The following is a 12,696-nucleotide window of genomic DNA, read 5'->3' as shown; positions in this document are numbered from 1 at the left end:
ATTGCGACCTGGTCTCGACTTCATTTCACTCACGAGTCCGAGACGATTTGCTCTTCAACAGTAGCCGTCACCGCGACTACCGTGGCGGCGTGCACGTCCCCTCCAGCTTGCGTGTCGGCGCCATCACAGCGGCGACGATGCTCGTCGCCGCCAGTCTGTCCGCCTCGGCCGCCCCGCTCGCCGGCGCCGCGCCCAACACCATCACCGGAAAGATCGTGTTCCTCGATCCGGGCCACAACGGTGCCAACGATGCGTCCATCAGTCGCCAGGTTCCCACCGGCCGGGGCGGCACCAAGGACTGTCAGGCCAGCGGCACCACCACGGAGTCCGGCTATCCCGAGCACACCTTCAACTGGGATGTCACGCTGCGGGTCCGGGCGATCCTGGACGCCAACGGTGTCCGCACCGCGCTGTCACGCGGAAACGATGACGCACTCGGGCCGTGCGTCGACGAACGCGCCGCCATGGCCAACGCCCTGCGCCCTAACGCCATCGTCAGCATCCATGCCGACGGCGGCCCGGCCACCGGCCGCGGATTCCACGTCCTGTACTCGGACCCGCCGCTGAACACCGTGCAGGCCGGCCCCTCAGTGCAGTTCGCGCAGATCATGCGTGACCAGCTCAAGGGGTCCGGGGTCGTACCGTCCACCTACATCGGCTCGAACGGGCTCAACCCGCGCTCGGACATCGCCGGGCTCAACCATGCGCAGTTCCCGTCGGTGCTGGTCGAACTGGGCAATATGAAGAACCCGGCCGACTCGGCGCTGATGGAGTCCGAGGCCGGACGCCAGAAGCTGGCCGAGGCCGTGGCCCGGGGCGTCGCGACCTGGCTTGCCAACAGCTAGGGAGCCGTTTCGAGTTCCTTCTTCAGGTTGCCCAGCACCTCGTCCTGGATCTTGCGCAGGCCCAGCGGGGCGAACGTCTTCTCGAAGAAGCCCTTGATACCGCCCGCGCCCGTCCACGAGGTCTTGACGGTGACGGTCGAACCGGTGCCTGCGGGCGCCACCGTCCAGTTGGTCACCAGAGTGGAGTTGGCGTCCTTCTCGATGACGGTCTTGCCTGCCACGTCGACACTGGCCTTCACGTCGCGCGAGCGGGACTCGGTGGCCTGCAACTTCCAGGCGACCACGGTGCCCGCGCCCTGCCCGCCCTCGAGCACGGAGTAGTTGCTGTAATGCGACGAGAGGATCTTGGGCCGCACCGTCTGGTAGTCGGAGACCGCGGCGAGCACAGCTTCCGGTGCGGCATCTATCAACACAGTGCTGGAAGCGCTGACCTGTCCCATGAGTGAAAAACTCCTGTCATCACGTGTCGGTGCGGTCGCGGCTTCGGCGACCGAGGACTAGCGTATATGTGTGTCTGTTGTGGCAACTGACGCACAAGCTGTACACGGGGCGGGCGTGCAGCGACTACTCGACAGTTATCGAGCCATCCCCCCGACAGCGACTGTGCGACTGCGCAAACCCACGTCGAACCTGTTTCGGGCGCGGGAGAAGATCGCTGCCGAAGGTCTGGACACCTCGGGCCTCACCGGCGTCATTGCGGTGGACCCCGCGGCCCGCACCGCAGATGTCTCGGGCATGTGTACCTACGAGGATCTGGTGGCCGCCACGCTGCCGTACGGCCTGTCCCCGCTGGTGGTCCCACAGCTCAAGACCATCACCCTCGGCGGCGCGGTCACCGGACTGGGCATCGAATCGGCCTCGTTCCGCARCGGCCTGCCGCACGAATCGGTACTCGAACTCGATATCCTTACCGGTACAGGCGAACTCGTCACCGCAAGCCGAGACCTTCACCCTGATCTCTTTCATGCCTTCCCGAACTCCTATGGCACGCTCGGCTATTCGGTGCGCCTGCGGATCGAGTTGGAGCCCGTCCAGCCGTTCGTCGCGCTACGCCACCTGCGTTTCCACTCGCTCGAAGAGATGGCGGCCGCGATGGACCGCATCATCGAAACCCGCGGCTACCAGGGTGTGCCCGTGCACTATCTCGACGGTGTGGTGTTCAGCGCCCAGGAGAGTTACCTGTGCCTCGGCTTTCAGACCGACACCGCGGGACCGGTCAGCGACTACACCGGCCACGACATCTACTACCGGTCCATTCAGCACGCCGACGGTGAGCGTCACGACCGCCTCACCACCGCCGACTACCTGTGGCGCTGGGATACCGATTGGTTCTGGTGTTCACGGGCTTTCGGCGCCCAGCATCCGGTGTTGCGCAGGCTGTGGCCGCGACGCTACCGGCGCAGCAGCTTCTATTGGAAGCTCATCGGCTACGACCAGCGGTTCGGTATCGCCGACCGGATCGAGAAGCGCAACGGCCGGCCGCCCAGGGAACGGGTGGTTCAGGACGTCGAGGTGCCGCTGGAGAACTGCACTGCGTTCCTGCGCTGGTTCCTGGACAATGTTCCCGTCGAACCGATCTGGTTGTGCCCGTTGCGGTTGCGCGACGACGGCGCGCAATGGCCGCTGTACCCGCTGCGGTCGGGTCACACCTACGTCAACATCGGCTTCTGGTCCTCGGTGCCGGCCGGCCCCCGACCCGGACACACCAACCGGCTCATCGAACGCAAGGTCTCCGAACTCGACGGCCACAAGTCGCTGTACTCGGAATCCTTCTACAGCGCCGAGGAGTTCGGCGCTCTCTACGGCGGCGAGACCTACCGGTCCGTGAAGAAGGCCTACGACCCCGACTCCCGATTGCTCGATCTGTATGCGAAGGCGGTGCAGAACCGATGACCACTTTCAAGGACCGTGCCGAGCAAAGCAAGCTCAGCCTCGCCGAGGTGCTCGAAGCGTTCACCTCCGGCAGACTCCCGCTGAAGTTCACCGCGTACGACGGCAGCACATCCGGACCGGCTGACGCTGCGGTAGGGCTGGCGCTGACGTCCCCCCGGGGCACCACCTACCTGGCCACCGCGCCGGGTCAGGTGGGCCTGGCCCGTGCCTACGTCGCGGGCGATATCGAGCCACTGGGTGTGCACCCCGGCGATCCCTACGACCTGCTGCGCGCGCTCGCGGACAAGAAAGCGATCAAGCGACCGCCCGCGCGGGTGCTGGCCAATGTCATCGCATCGATCGGGCTGGAGCACCTCGTCCCGATCGCGCCACCCCCGCAGGAGGCGCTGCCTCGCTGGCGACGGATCCTGGAAGGGCTGCGGCACAGCAAATCCCGGGACGCCGGCGCCATCCACCATCACTACGACGTGTCGAACGCCTTCTACGAAATGGTGCTCGGCCCATCGATGACCTACACCTGTGCCTGCTATCCGGACGAGCACGCCACGCTGGAAGACGCCCAGGACAACAAGTACCGGCTGGTGTTCGAAAAGTTGCGACTGCAACCCGGCGACCGTCTGCTCGATGTGGGATGCGGCTGGGGCGGCATGGTGCGCTACGCCGCCCGTCGCGGTGTCCAGGTGCTGGGTGTGACCTTGTCGGCCGAGCAGGCCGCGTGGGCGCAACGCGCGATCGTCGATGAAGGTCTGTCCGGCCTGGCCGAGGTGCGCCACGGCGACTACCGCGACATCACCGAATCCGGCTTCGACGCGGTGTCCTCGATCGGGCTGACCGAACACATCGGGGTGGCCAACTATCCGTCCTATTTCGCTTTCCTGCAGGCGAAGATGCGGGTGGGCGCACTGCTGCTCAACCACAGCATCACCCGGCCGAACAACCGGGCCGATGCTTCCGCCGGCTTCTTCATCGACCGCTACGTCTTTCCCGACGGGGAGCTGACCGGATCGGGGCGCATCATCGCCGAGGCCCAGGACGTCGGTCTCGAGGTGCTGCACGAGGAGAATCTGCGCATGCACTACGCGCTGACCCTGCGCGACTGGTGCCGCAATCTGGTCGAGCACTGGGACGAGGCGGTCGCCGAGGTCGGCCTGCCCACCGCCAAGGTGTGGGGTCTCTACATGGCCGGGTCCCGGCTCGGTTTCGAGTCCAACGTGGTTCAGCTGCACCAGGTTCTGGCGGTCAAGCTGGACGATCGCGGCCATGACGGCGGGCTGCCGATGCGGCCGTGGTGGGCTCCGTAGCGTAGACCGCACAGGCCGCGCCGCCCGACCGCTTGGCGTCGTACATTGCCGCGTCGGCGTGCCTGAGTACGTCGTCGACGGCGAAATGGGCGTCCGCCGAAGGCATCGTGGCGATCCCGAAGCTGACACTGAACTCCCCTGCCCCGCCCCGCACCCTGGTCAGCCCGGACACCCGGTCCACCAGCTCCGAGATGGAGCCGCGGTCACCGAGGAACGAGACGAGCGCCAGCTCGTCCCCGCCGATACGCGCGGTGATCTCGTCGTCGCGTGCGACGTCGCGCAACAGATCTGCCAGTGTCACGAGCGCGGCGTCACCGGCTGCATGGCCGCCATCGTCGTTGAGTTGCTTGAACCGGTCGATATCGCAGACCGCCACCGCGACTGTGGTCGACCCGCCCTGCCGCAGGGCGGACGCCACGGCCGAGTACATACCGCGCCGGTTACGCAGTCGGGTCAACGAGTCGTAGTGCGCCGAGCGCGCCGTGGTGAGGATGGCGCGCCTGCCCAGTTCGATCAGGACCGAGCTGATCAGCGGAACACCCACCGCCCAGGTGAACGCCGGCATGAAATAGATGAAGAGCTCGACCACCGAATGGTCTTCGAGGACGGCCCGGACCACGATCCCGCCGATCAGAAGAGCGCTGAACGCGCAGTGCAGCCTCAATATCTGGGTGCCCAGGATGAACCCGGCGAAAATGCCGATCAGACCGACGTACGACGTCATCGAGAGCCTGGCCGCCGGGGTCGCCATGGTGACGGCCACCATCGCACAGGCGAGGTCGGCCCAGACGACGAATGCCACGGATTGGGCGAAGGACGGCCACGGAGCACGCCACCAACACACCCCGATCACGACGGCGGAGATCAACACGGTGCCCTGGACAGACCGCGCCGTCACCCCGGCAGGGCCCTCGGGGTGAAGCTGCATCACGCCGCCCAGGACGGCCAATCCGATGCACCCCAGACCGGCGACCAGCATGAACACCCGCATGAAGTGGCCCGCGCGCAGCGAGTTGGTGGCGAAAACATACTCACGTCTACCCACGCGCGCCCCTGATTCGTAGCAATGACAAGAACATCACTCTAGCGGGCGTTCGAGGCTTTTTCGCTAATCACGAAGGCGGATTACAGACCGTCATCGTGTCATCACAGCAAACAGCTGGACTTCATCCTCGGTCGATCCGCTTGGCGCCCAGCTCGGTCTGCAGCAGTTCGATCGCCACTTCCTCCGGGTCGCGGCGCACCACTTCTGAGGTGTCGCTGTTGGCCTCGGCCAGCATGCGTTCCTCTTCGGCGCGCTGATCCTGGCGGGGGGCGGGACCGGCGTCGGACGGGACCGGCTCGCCGGAGTCCGGCACGCAGCGAACCTGCCAGTTCACCCCGAGCGCGTCCTTGAGCGCCTCGCGGATCACCTCGACATTGCGCGGCTCACTGAGCCGCTTGGCCAGCGGAGGTGCCCGGTGGCTGAGCACGAGCGTGTCACCGTCGACCGCCCGCACGATCGCATCGGCCAGCATGGCGTTGACCGGCTTACTCCGGCCGTTCACCTTCTCCCGCACGGTGTCCCACATGGCGCGGACCGCAGCGGCATCCGGTTGACCGACAGCGGCAGGCGCGGCGGGCGGCGGCGTGGGGACGGGCGCGGGCGCCGGAGCGGGTGACGGTTCCGGTTCGGGTACCGGCACCGGACGCGGCGGCGGCACGGGTTCCGGAGCGGGCGTGGGCACCGGCGGCGTCACCGGCTCGGGAGTCGGCACAGGTTGCGGGACGGGCTCGGGCTCCGGCGCCGGAGCGGGCTCCGGTGTCGGCAGCGGCCTGGGCTGGGGCACCGGGGCGGGTGTGGGTTCGGGTGTGGCCTCGGCCGCCGCCTGGGCCCGGCTGGCCCGGACGAACTGTTTTGCCGGCGCCGACGCGGCCGGCGCCGGGGCGGACCCATCGGACGGGATGGCCATGTCCAGCCGCGTCTCGATCCGCTCGATGCGTTGCAGCAGAGCCGATTCTGTGTCGTGGGCCGACGGCAGCAGCAACCGGGCGCAGACCACTTCCAGCAGCAGTCGCGGTGCGGTGGCGCCGCGCATCTCACCGAGGCCGGCATGCACCACCTCGGCGTAGCGCGCCAGCGTGGCCGAGCCCACCTTGGCGGCCTGTTCACGCATCCGGTCCAGCACGCCGTCCGGGGCATCGACCACGCCGCGGTCGGCGGCGTCCGGAACTGCTTGCAACACAATGAGATCGCGGAACCGTTCCAGCAGGTCGGTGGCGAACCGGCGCGGGTCGTGTCCGGCGTCGATCACCGATTCCACCGCACCGAACAGCGCCGCGGCATCGCCGGCGRCCAACGCGTCGACCGCCTCGTCAATCAGCGCGACGTCGGTGGCCCCCAGCAGCGACAGCGCGCGCTGGTAGACGACGTGGTTGTTGTCGGCCCCGGCGACCAGCTGATCGAGCACCGAGAGACTGTCGCGCGGTGACCCGCCGCCGGCCCGGATCACCAGCGGGTAGACCGCGTCCTCCACGGTGACACCCTCGTCACGACAGATCCGTTCCAGCAGGGTGCGCATCGTCTTGGGCGCCAGCAGCCGGAACGGGTAGTGGTGGGTGCGGGACCGGATGGTGGGCAGCACTTTTTCCGGTTCGGTGGTGGCGAACACGAAGATCAGGTGATCCGGCGGCTCCTCGACGATCTTGAGCAGCGCGTTGAAGCCCGCGTTGGTGACCATGTGCGCTTCGTCGATGATGAAGATGCGGTAGCGCGACTGGGCCGGCGCGTAGAACGCACGGTCGCGCAGTTCACGGGTGTCGTCGACGCCACCGTGGCTGGCGGCGTCCAGTTCGGACACGTCAACATTGCCCGGGCCGTTGGGCGCCAGCGCCACACAGGAGTTGCACACCCCGCACGGAGTGGGGGTGGGACCCTGCTCGCAATTGAGCGAGCGGGCCAGGATGCGCGCCGAGGAGGTCTTGCCGCAGCCACGCGGCCCGGAGAACAGATACGCGTGGTTGATGCGCCCCGCGGACAGCGCCGTCGACAGCGGTGCGGTGACATGCTCCTGGCCGACGACCTCGGCGAAGCTTGCGGGTCGGTACTTCCGGTAGAGCGCCACGCTCAGCAGGGTACCGAGCGGGGGCGACTAATCACGAGCCAGCAGCGACTCGGTGGCCGCCAGCAGTGCACACGTCGACAGGCCGTCGATGGCCGCGCGCAGGTCTGACTCCGGCGGGAAGCTCGGTGCGATCCGGATGTTCTTGTCGTCCGGGTCTTTTCCGTACGGGAAGGCCGCACCCGCCGCGGTGACGGCGATGCCGGCGTCCTTGGCCAGCGCGATGGTGCGCCGCGCCGTGCCGGGCCAGACGTCCAGGCTGACGAAGTAGCCACCCTTGGGGTCGGTCCATGACGCGATCTTGGAGGCGTCCAGCCGGTCCTGCAGAATTTCGGCGACGAGCGCGAACTTCGGCGCCAGCAGGTCGCGGTGGCGCTGCATGTGCCGCCGGACACCGTCGGCGTCACCGAAGAAACGCAGGTGCCGCAGCTGGTTCACCTTGTCGGGGCCGATCGACTTCTTCCCGGCGTGCTTGAGGTACCAGGCGATGTTGTCCGCCGAGGCCCCGAAGAAGCTCACCCCGGCACCGGCGAAGGTCATCTTCGAGGTGGAGGCGAACACCAGTGGCCGGTTGGGGTTTCCCGCGGCCGCGGCGAGTCCGAGCACATCGATCGGCTCGACGAACTCGGGGGTGATGGTGTGCACCGCATACGCGTTGTCCCAGAACAGCCGGAAGTCCGACGCCGCAGTGCGCATCTGCAGCAGCCGGGTGACCGTCTCCGGTGAGTAGGTGGTGCCGGTCGGGTTGGAGTACACCGGCACGCACCACATGCCCCGGACGGCCGGGTCGGCGGCGACGAGTTCCTCGATGAGGTCGACGTCGGGGCCGTCCTCACGCAGCGGCACGGGCATCATCTCGATGCCGAAGCTCTCGGTGATGGCGAAGTGTCGGTCATAGCCCGGCGAGGGGCACAGGAATTTCACGCCCGGCTCCTGCGACCAGGGCCGCGGGGAGTCCACGCCGCCGTGCAGCAGGGAGAAGACCACCGCGTCGTGCATGAACTCCAGGCTGGCGTTGTTACCGGCGATCAGATTCTGCACCGGGATGTCCAGCAGCTCACCGAAGATGGCGCGCAGCTCGGGCAGGCCGTGCAGGCCGCCGTAGTTGCGGGTGTCGGTGCCCTCACCGTCGCGGTAGTCGTCGCCGCCGGGAAGGTCGAGCAGGCCGTTGGACAGGTCCAGCTGCGTGGCCGACGGCTTACCGCGGGTCAGGTCGAGGCTGAGCCCCTTGGCCTGCAGCTCGGTGTAGTTGCGCTGTTGCTGTTCATGCTGAGCCGTCAGTTCGTCGCGGCTCAGTGACTCAAACGACACGGCGGACCTTTCACGCGAAGCCGCGAACACACAGGTTGTTCAGGAAAGCGGGTTGCTCCCCCAAAACATAAGGGGACCCCGCGCACCCGCCAGAGCCCATTGACCCTTGCTGCCTTCCGGCCCTGGGGGAGTTCACAGGATGGACGCCGCGCGGGGTCCGAGTGCCGAGTGTAGTACCCCGCCTCACTACGGAGGGTGGTCGGGCTTCTCTCGTCGGTCGGCTACCATTGCCGACGGAGGATTCGCCTAGTGGCCTATGGCGCTCGCCTGGAACGCGGGTTGGGTTAATAGCCCTCAGGGGTTCAAATCCCCTATCCTCCGCAGTTGGTCCGGGGCGTGACCGCAGATCCATCCGGTCACGCCCCGGGACCACGAACTCGTTCTAGGAGGAGTATGCGGCGCGGTATCGCATCGCTGTGGCACGCGTCATCGCTGGTACTCGCCGGGGTTCTGTTTTTCCTCTTCGTGCTTCCGCGTTGGTTCGAGCTGACCGGACAGTGGCCGGGCACCCTGGGCACCGCGCTGCGCATCGTGTGCGGCGTGCTGGTCGGCCTGACGGCGCTGCCGGTGGTCGTGACCCTGACGCGTACCCGCAAGCCCGAGCTCGGGACGCCGGCCCTGGCGCTGTCGCTGCGCGTCTGGTCGATCGTCGGGCATATCGCGGCCGGGGTGCTGATCACCGGTGCCGCCATCAGTGAGATCTGGCTGGATCTGGATACCGCCGGCCAGTGGCTGTTCGGCATCTACGGGGCTGCTGCGGCGATCGCCCTGCTGGCCGCCTTCGCTTTCTATCTGGCCTTCGTGGCCGAGTTGCCCCCGCCGCCGCCGAAGCCGCTCAAGGTGAAGGCCGAGCGGCAGAGCCGCGGCGACCGCGATGCGGACGCGGCGGCGACCGCCGATGCGCCTGCCGAGGACACGGCCGAGGCCACCGACGGTCCGGATTCCGACGAATCAGCAGAAATCGAGTCTGCCGACACCGAGGACGAGCCCGCGTCGACCGAGGACGCCGAACCCGTCCAGGAAACCACCTCTGACGACGGCAAACTGCGCAATCACCGGCCGTCGGGGAAGGCCCGCCGGGGCCGTACCCGCGGTGGCGTCGCCACCGAGAACTGACGCGTCCAGCGTCAATTACGTCGACAGTTCGCCTCCTCACAGTCACTATTGAGGGAACTCCCAGTCTGTATCGAGGGGGAACCTCTGGCGCTCGGAAGGCGGCGAATGCGCAAGGTCCACTCTCGGCGGTGGCTCACCGCCCTGGTCACCGCCGTCGCTGCCGTCCTGCTGGTCCCTCCGGTGACCGCGGTCGCCGACCCGGGTGATCTGTCCTGGGCTGCCGATCAGGTCGAGCCGGCGGTCGTGCGCCTGGACACCGTCGTCGATTACCAGCATGTGCTGGGCACCGGTACCGGTTTCGTGATCGATGGCGGGGGTCAGGTGCTGACCAACTACCACGTGGTCCAGGGCGCCGATGTGATCACCGCGGTGGTGGGCGGTCGCTCGTTCGGCGCCGATATCGTCGGCTTCGACCGCGGCCGCGACATCTCGGTGCTGCAGTTGCGCGGCGCCGGCGGGCTGCCGACGGCCGCGTTGGGCGACTCCGGCCGGATCGTGATCGGCGAGCCCATCATCGCGCTCGGCAATGCCCGGGGCAGCAACAGCCCGCTGACCCGCGAAGCCGGCACCGTCACCGCACTGGGCCGCACGATCAGTGCCGAGGACGAGCTGACCGGTTCCAAGACCGAGATGACCGGACTGTTCGAGATCGCCGCGCCCGTGCGGGCGGGTGACTCCGGAGGTCCGGTGGTCAACGGCGCCGGGCAGGTCATCGGCGTGACGACCGCGGCGACCGTGAACTTCCAGACCGACCCCGGCGGTGAAGGATTCGCCATCCCGATCAACGACGCGATGGCGATCGCCAATCAGATCCGCTCGCGGACACCGTCGGACACCGTGCACATCGGCCCGCCGACCTTGCTGGGAGTCGGGATCAGCAGCGCCGAACAACACGAGGCCTTCCCCGGCGTCATCGTGCGCGAGGTACTGCAGGGTGGCCCTGCCGAGTTGGCCGGGCTGGCCAACGGTGACGTGATCCTGACCATCGACGAGACCCCGATCGAGTCGGCGGCCGATCTGACCCGCGTACTCGACCGGCACTACCCGGGCGATGTCATCGGCTTGACGTGGATCGACAGGGCCGGCCAGCAGCGCACCGGCAAGGCGGCGCTGACGCCCGGCGACTGAGCATTTGCTGAGCGATCGCTCAACAATGCGCAGCGGTGTCTGAAGGCCGCCTGCCGCCGCGACGGAGCCCGCAAGGGACCGTCCGCGCGCGCCGATGCGGAAATTCACCAACTTCCCGCTCAGACGTCAATTGGATTCACAGGGCGTTGCTCGTTGTCACGTCGGCGACTCGTGTGACCCGCCTTACATCCAACCGGTAGCTGAGGCGGCAGACACTTTGCCGTCATCGGGCGACCGTCGGCCCGGCCAGTGGTTTCGGTACCGAGATCAGCCGGGTCTCCACGGATGACTCGATTCGCGGCGGGTCGGACACCCGCGGCGCGGACGCGCCGCCCCCGGGGGCGCCCCGTCCCAGCCGTGCACCTGTGCGAATGCCCGCATATTCGTCGTAATGCTCAGTGCGGCAACGGTTATGGCCTCGTCAACGCCGAGGGGCACACGGCAGGCGCAACGGACCCACCGGCGCACCGCACGGGACCGGCCCCAAATACCTACGGACCGGTTCTCGGCACCGGACCGCACCGGCCCCACACCACCTCGCGATCACTGGAGCAGGGTGCGCGACGCCCTCCAATACGTGGCCCACAGGGAGTTAGCCGGGGCTAACTTCCGGGCTCTTCTGGCAACCGACTGTGAGGTTGCTGGCGGACTCAAAAGGTCTTTGACCTGGCAAATGTCGGCAAACCCGGGGCCGCGTGGGGGCTTCCGCCAAGATCAGGCGGAGGTTACATTTAGCTGAACATCGCGCCCAGGCATGTGCATCACACGCCCCGCTGCCGATGAAGTGGGGAGACACCGTGGTCCAGACAACTGTCATCGCGTACCTGATCGGCTGGGTGGTCAGCACCGCCGTCGTCTACGTGACGAGCCGGCGCCTCAACGATCCCCGCAACCCCGCTCCGCACATCCTGATCCTCAGCGCCGTGGCCGGCGCACTGTGGCCGATGCTGCTGCTCGGGGCGGTCGAATTCAGCTCGCTGGTGGCCTGCTCCAATGCCGCCTCGCACCTGAAGGCCGACGGAGCCGAACTCGTCGGCGCCGGTGTCGTGCCCCTGCGCTGAAACGCTTCAGTCAGCGATCCGCTTACCGTCGGCATCCCAGTGCTCGGCGACCTTCTTGCTCGGCTGTACCCGCGGTGGTTCGCCCGGCATCTTCGGATAGCTGGGCGGGTACGGCAGATCACCCAGGCCGCGCTCCTCGTCGGCCTTCACCATGTCCAGTAGCAACTCGATCGACTGCGCATCCTCGTCGATACCCGCCCATGGGTCGGGCCGGCCGGCAATGAAGTCGGGCACCGTGGAGATCGTGTAGTCATCGGGATCGGCGTCGCGCAGCTCGTCCCACGTCAACGGCGTCGACACCGTGGCGATCGGGGTTTTGCGAGCCGAGTAGGCCGACGCGAACGTGCGGTCCCGGGCGTTCTGGTTGTAGTCGATGAACAACCGCTCTCCCCGCTCCTCCTTCCACCACGATGTCGTGACGGCTTCGGGGGCGCGCCGCTCGATCTCGCGGGCCAGCGCGATGCCGGCGCGGCGCACCTCGATGAAGTCCCAGTCGGTCGCGATCCGCAGGAAGACGTGGACACCGCGGCCACCCGAGGTCTTCGGATAACCCACCAGGCCGAGTTCGTCGAGCAGCGGTTTGAGCACGTCCACGGCGACCTCACGGGCCTGCGCGAACCCGGTACCCGGCTGTGGGTCCAGATCGATACGCAGTTCGTCGGGATGCTCGGTGTCCGGGCAGCGCACCTGCCACGGGTGCAGCGTCACCGAGCCCATCTGGGCGGCCCAGGCGATGGCGGCCGGATGGGTGATCTTCAGCGCGTCGGCGGTGCGCCCCGAGGGGAAGGTGACGGTGCAGGTCTGCAGATAGTCGGGGTGCTTCTGCGGAACCCGCTTCTGGTAGATCTCTTCACCGTCGATGCCATCGGGGAACCGCTGCAGGTGAACGGGCCTGTCCCGCAACAGCTTCACCATGCGGTCGGCGACGGAGAGGTAATAG

At 67.5% G+C, this 12,696-nt stretch carries 11 protein-coding genes, 1 tRNA gene and 1 other RNA gene; 7 read left to right on the top strand and 6 right to left on the bottom strand.

Annotation, left to right across the window (positions count from 1 at the left end; all coding sequences use genetic code 11):
* Positions 1-137: 137 nt before the first annotated feature.
* Positions 138-845 (top strand): Rv3717 family N-acetylmuramoyl-L-alanine amidase, encoded by a 708-nt coding sequence (locus tag AC1DTF_RS20250; RefSeq protein ID WP_057171215.1) that lies wholly within the window; start codon positions 138-140, stop codon positions 843-845.
* Here the strand turns inward: AC1DTF_RS20250 and AC1DTF_RS20245 are convergent.
* Positions 842-1,285, bottom strand: coding sequence for an SRPBCC family protein (locus tag AC1DTF_RS20245; protein ID WP_477475355.1), 444 nt, complete (start codon positions 1,283-1,285; stop codon positions 842-844). The genes AC1DTF_RS20250 and AC1DTF_RS20245 overlap by 4 nt on opposite strands.
* 70 nt (positions 1,286-1,355) lie before the next feature.
* Between AC1DTF_RS20245 and AC1DTF_RS20240 the strand changes: the two genes are divergently transcribed.
* Positions 1,356-2,738 carry an FAD-binding oxidoreductase gene (locus tag AC1DTF_RS20240; protein ID WP_477475354.1) on the top strand — a complete coding sequence of 461 codons (1,383 nt, stop codon included), beginning with the start codon at positions 1,356-1,358 and terminating at the stop codon, positions 2,736-2,738.
* The gene (locus AC1DTF_RS20235) at positions 2,735-4,039 is read left to right on the top strand and encodes a class I SAM-dependent methyltransferase (RefSeq protein WP_477475353.1); all 1,305 of its coding nucleotides are present in this window, start codon (positions 2,735-2,737) and stop codon (positions 4,037-4,039) included. The genes AC1DTF_RS20240 and AC1DTF_RS20235 overlap by 4 nt, the downstream gene beginning before the upstream one ends.
* Here AC1DTF_RS20235 and AC1DTF_RS20230 read toward each other — a convergent pair.
* From AC1DTF_RS20230 to ffs, 4 genes are all read right to left on the bottom strand, one after another.
* Entirely contained in the window at positions 3,978-5,084 is a 1,107-nt protein-coding gene (locus AC1DTF_RS20230; protein ID WP_477475352.1) for a GGDEF domain-containing protein, read from the bottom strand. The genes AC1DTF_RS20235 and AC1DTF_RS20230 overlap by 62 nt on opposite strands.
* Positions 5,085-5,205: 121 nt before the next feature.
* On the bottom strand, positions 5,206-7,143 hold the full coding sequence (locus AC1DTF_RS20225; protein WP_477475351.1) for a DNA polymerase III subunits gamma/tau: 1,938 nt from the start codon (positions 7,141-7,143) through the stop codon (positions 5,206-5,208).
* A gap of 27 nt (positions 7,144-7,170) precedes the next feature.
* Entirely contained in the window at positions 7,171-8,451 is a 1,281-nt protein-coding gene (locus AC1DTF_RS20220; RefSeq protein ID WP_057171056.1) for an aspartate aminotransferase type Ic, read from the bottom strand.
* A gap of 67 nt (positions 8,452-8,518) precedes the next feature.
* An RNA gene (gene ffs / locus AC1DTF_RS20215) (signal recognition particle sRNA small type) lies at positions 8,519-8,613 on the bottom strand.
* Positions 8,614-8,686: 73 nt separating this feature from the next.
* Between ffs and AC1DTF_RS20210 the strand changes: the two genes are divergently transcribed.
* The 4 genes from AC1DTF_RS20210 (at position 8,687) to AC1DTF_RS20195 (ending at position 11,756) form a co-directional block, all read left to right on the top strand.
* A tRNA-Ser gene (locus AC1DTF_RS20210) sits at positions 8,687-8,772 on the top strand.
* A gap of 72 nt (positions 8,773-8,844) precedes the next feature.
* The gene (gene lucA, locus AC1DTF_RS20205; RefSeq protein WP_477475350.1) at positions 8,845-9,567 is read left to right on the top strand and encodes a lipid uptake coordinator LucA; all 723 of its coding nucleotides are present in this window, start codon (positions 8,845-8,847) and stop codon (positions 9,565-9,567) included.
* Positions 9,568-9,672: 105 nt separating this feature from the next.
* Complete coding sequence (locus tag AC1DTF_RS20200) at positions 9,673-10,695, top strand: S1C family serine protease (protein WP_477475349.1); 1,023 nt, start codon at positions 9,673-9,675, stop codon at positions 10,693-10,695.
* A gap of 797 nt (positions 10,696-11,492) precedes the next feature.
* Positions 11,493-11,756: a hypothetical protein gene (locus AC1DTF_RS20195; protein ID WP_156409457.1), complete on the top strand. Its 264-nt coding sequence runs from the start codon at positions 11,493-11,495 to the stop codon at positions 11,754-11,756.
* A gap of 6 nt (positions 11,757-11,762) precedes the next feature.
* Here the strand turns inward: AC1DTF_RS20195 and AC1DTF_RS20190 are convergent.
* A partial coding sequence (locus tag AC1DTF_RS20190; protein WP_477475348.1) for a DNA polymerase domain-containing protein occupies positions 11,763-12,696 on the bottom strand: 934 nt, incomplete at its 5' end.

This window comes from Mycobacterium sp. P4_H6, assembly GCF_056400845.1.
Note: the sequence above shows the minus strand (reverse complement) of the source record. Positions and strands in the feature narration are given on the sequence as shown.

Excerpts from the sequence above, each read along its gene's own strand:
- AC1DTF_RS20250 (WP_057171215.1), top strand. The coding sequence starts at position 138 with ATGCTCGTCGCCGCCAGTCTGTCCGCCTCGGCCGCCCCGCTCGCCGGC.
- AC1DTF_RS20245 (WP_477475355.1), bottom strand. The coding sequence starts at position 1,285 with ATGGGACAGGTCAGCGCTTCCAGCACTGTGTTGATAGATGCCGCACCG.
- AC1DTF_RS20235 (WP_477475353.1), top strand. The coding sequence starts at position 2,735 with ATGACCACTTTCAAGGACCGTGCCGAGCAAAGCAAGCTCAGCCTCGCC.
- lucA (WP_477475350.1), top strand. The coding sequence starts at position 8,845 with ATGCGGCGCGGTATCGCATCGCTGTGGCACGCGTCATCGCTGGTACTC.
- AC1DTF_RS20200 (WP_477475349.1), top strand. The coding sequence starts at position 9,673 with ATGCGCAAGGTCCACTCTCGGCGGTGGCTCACCGCCCTGGTCACCGCC.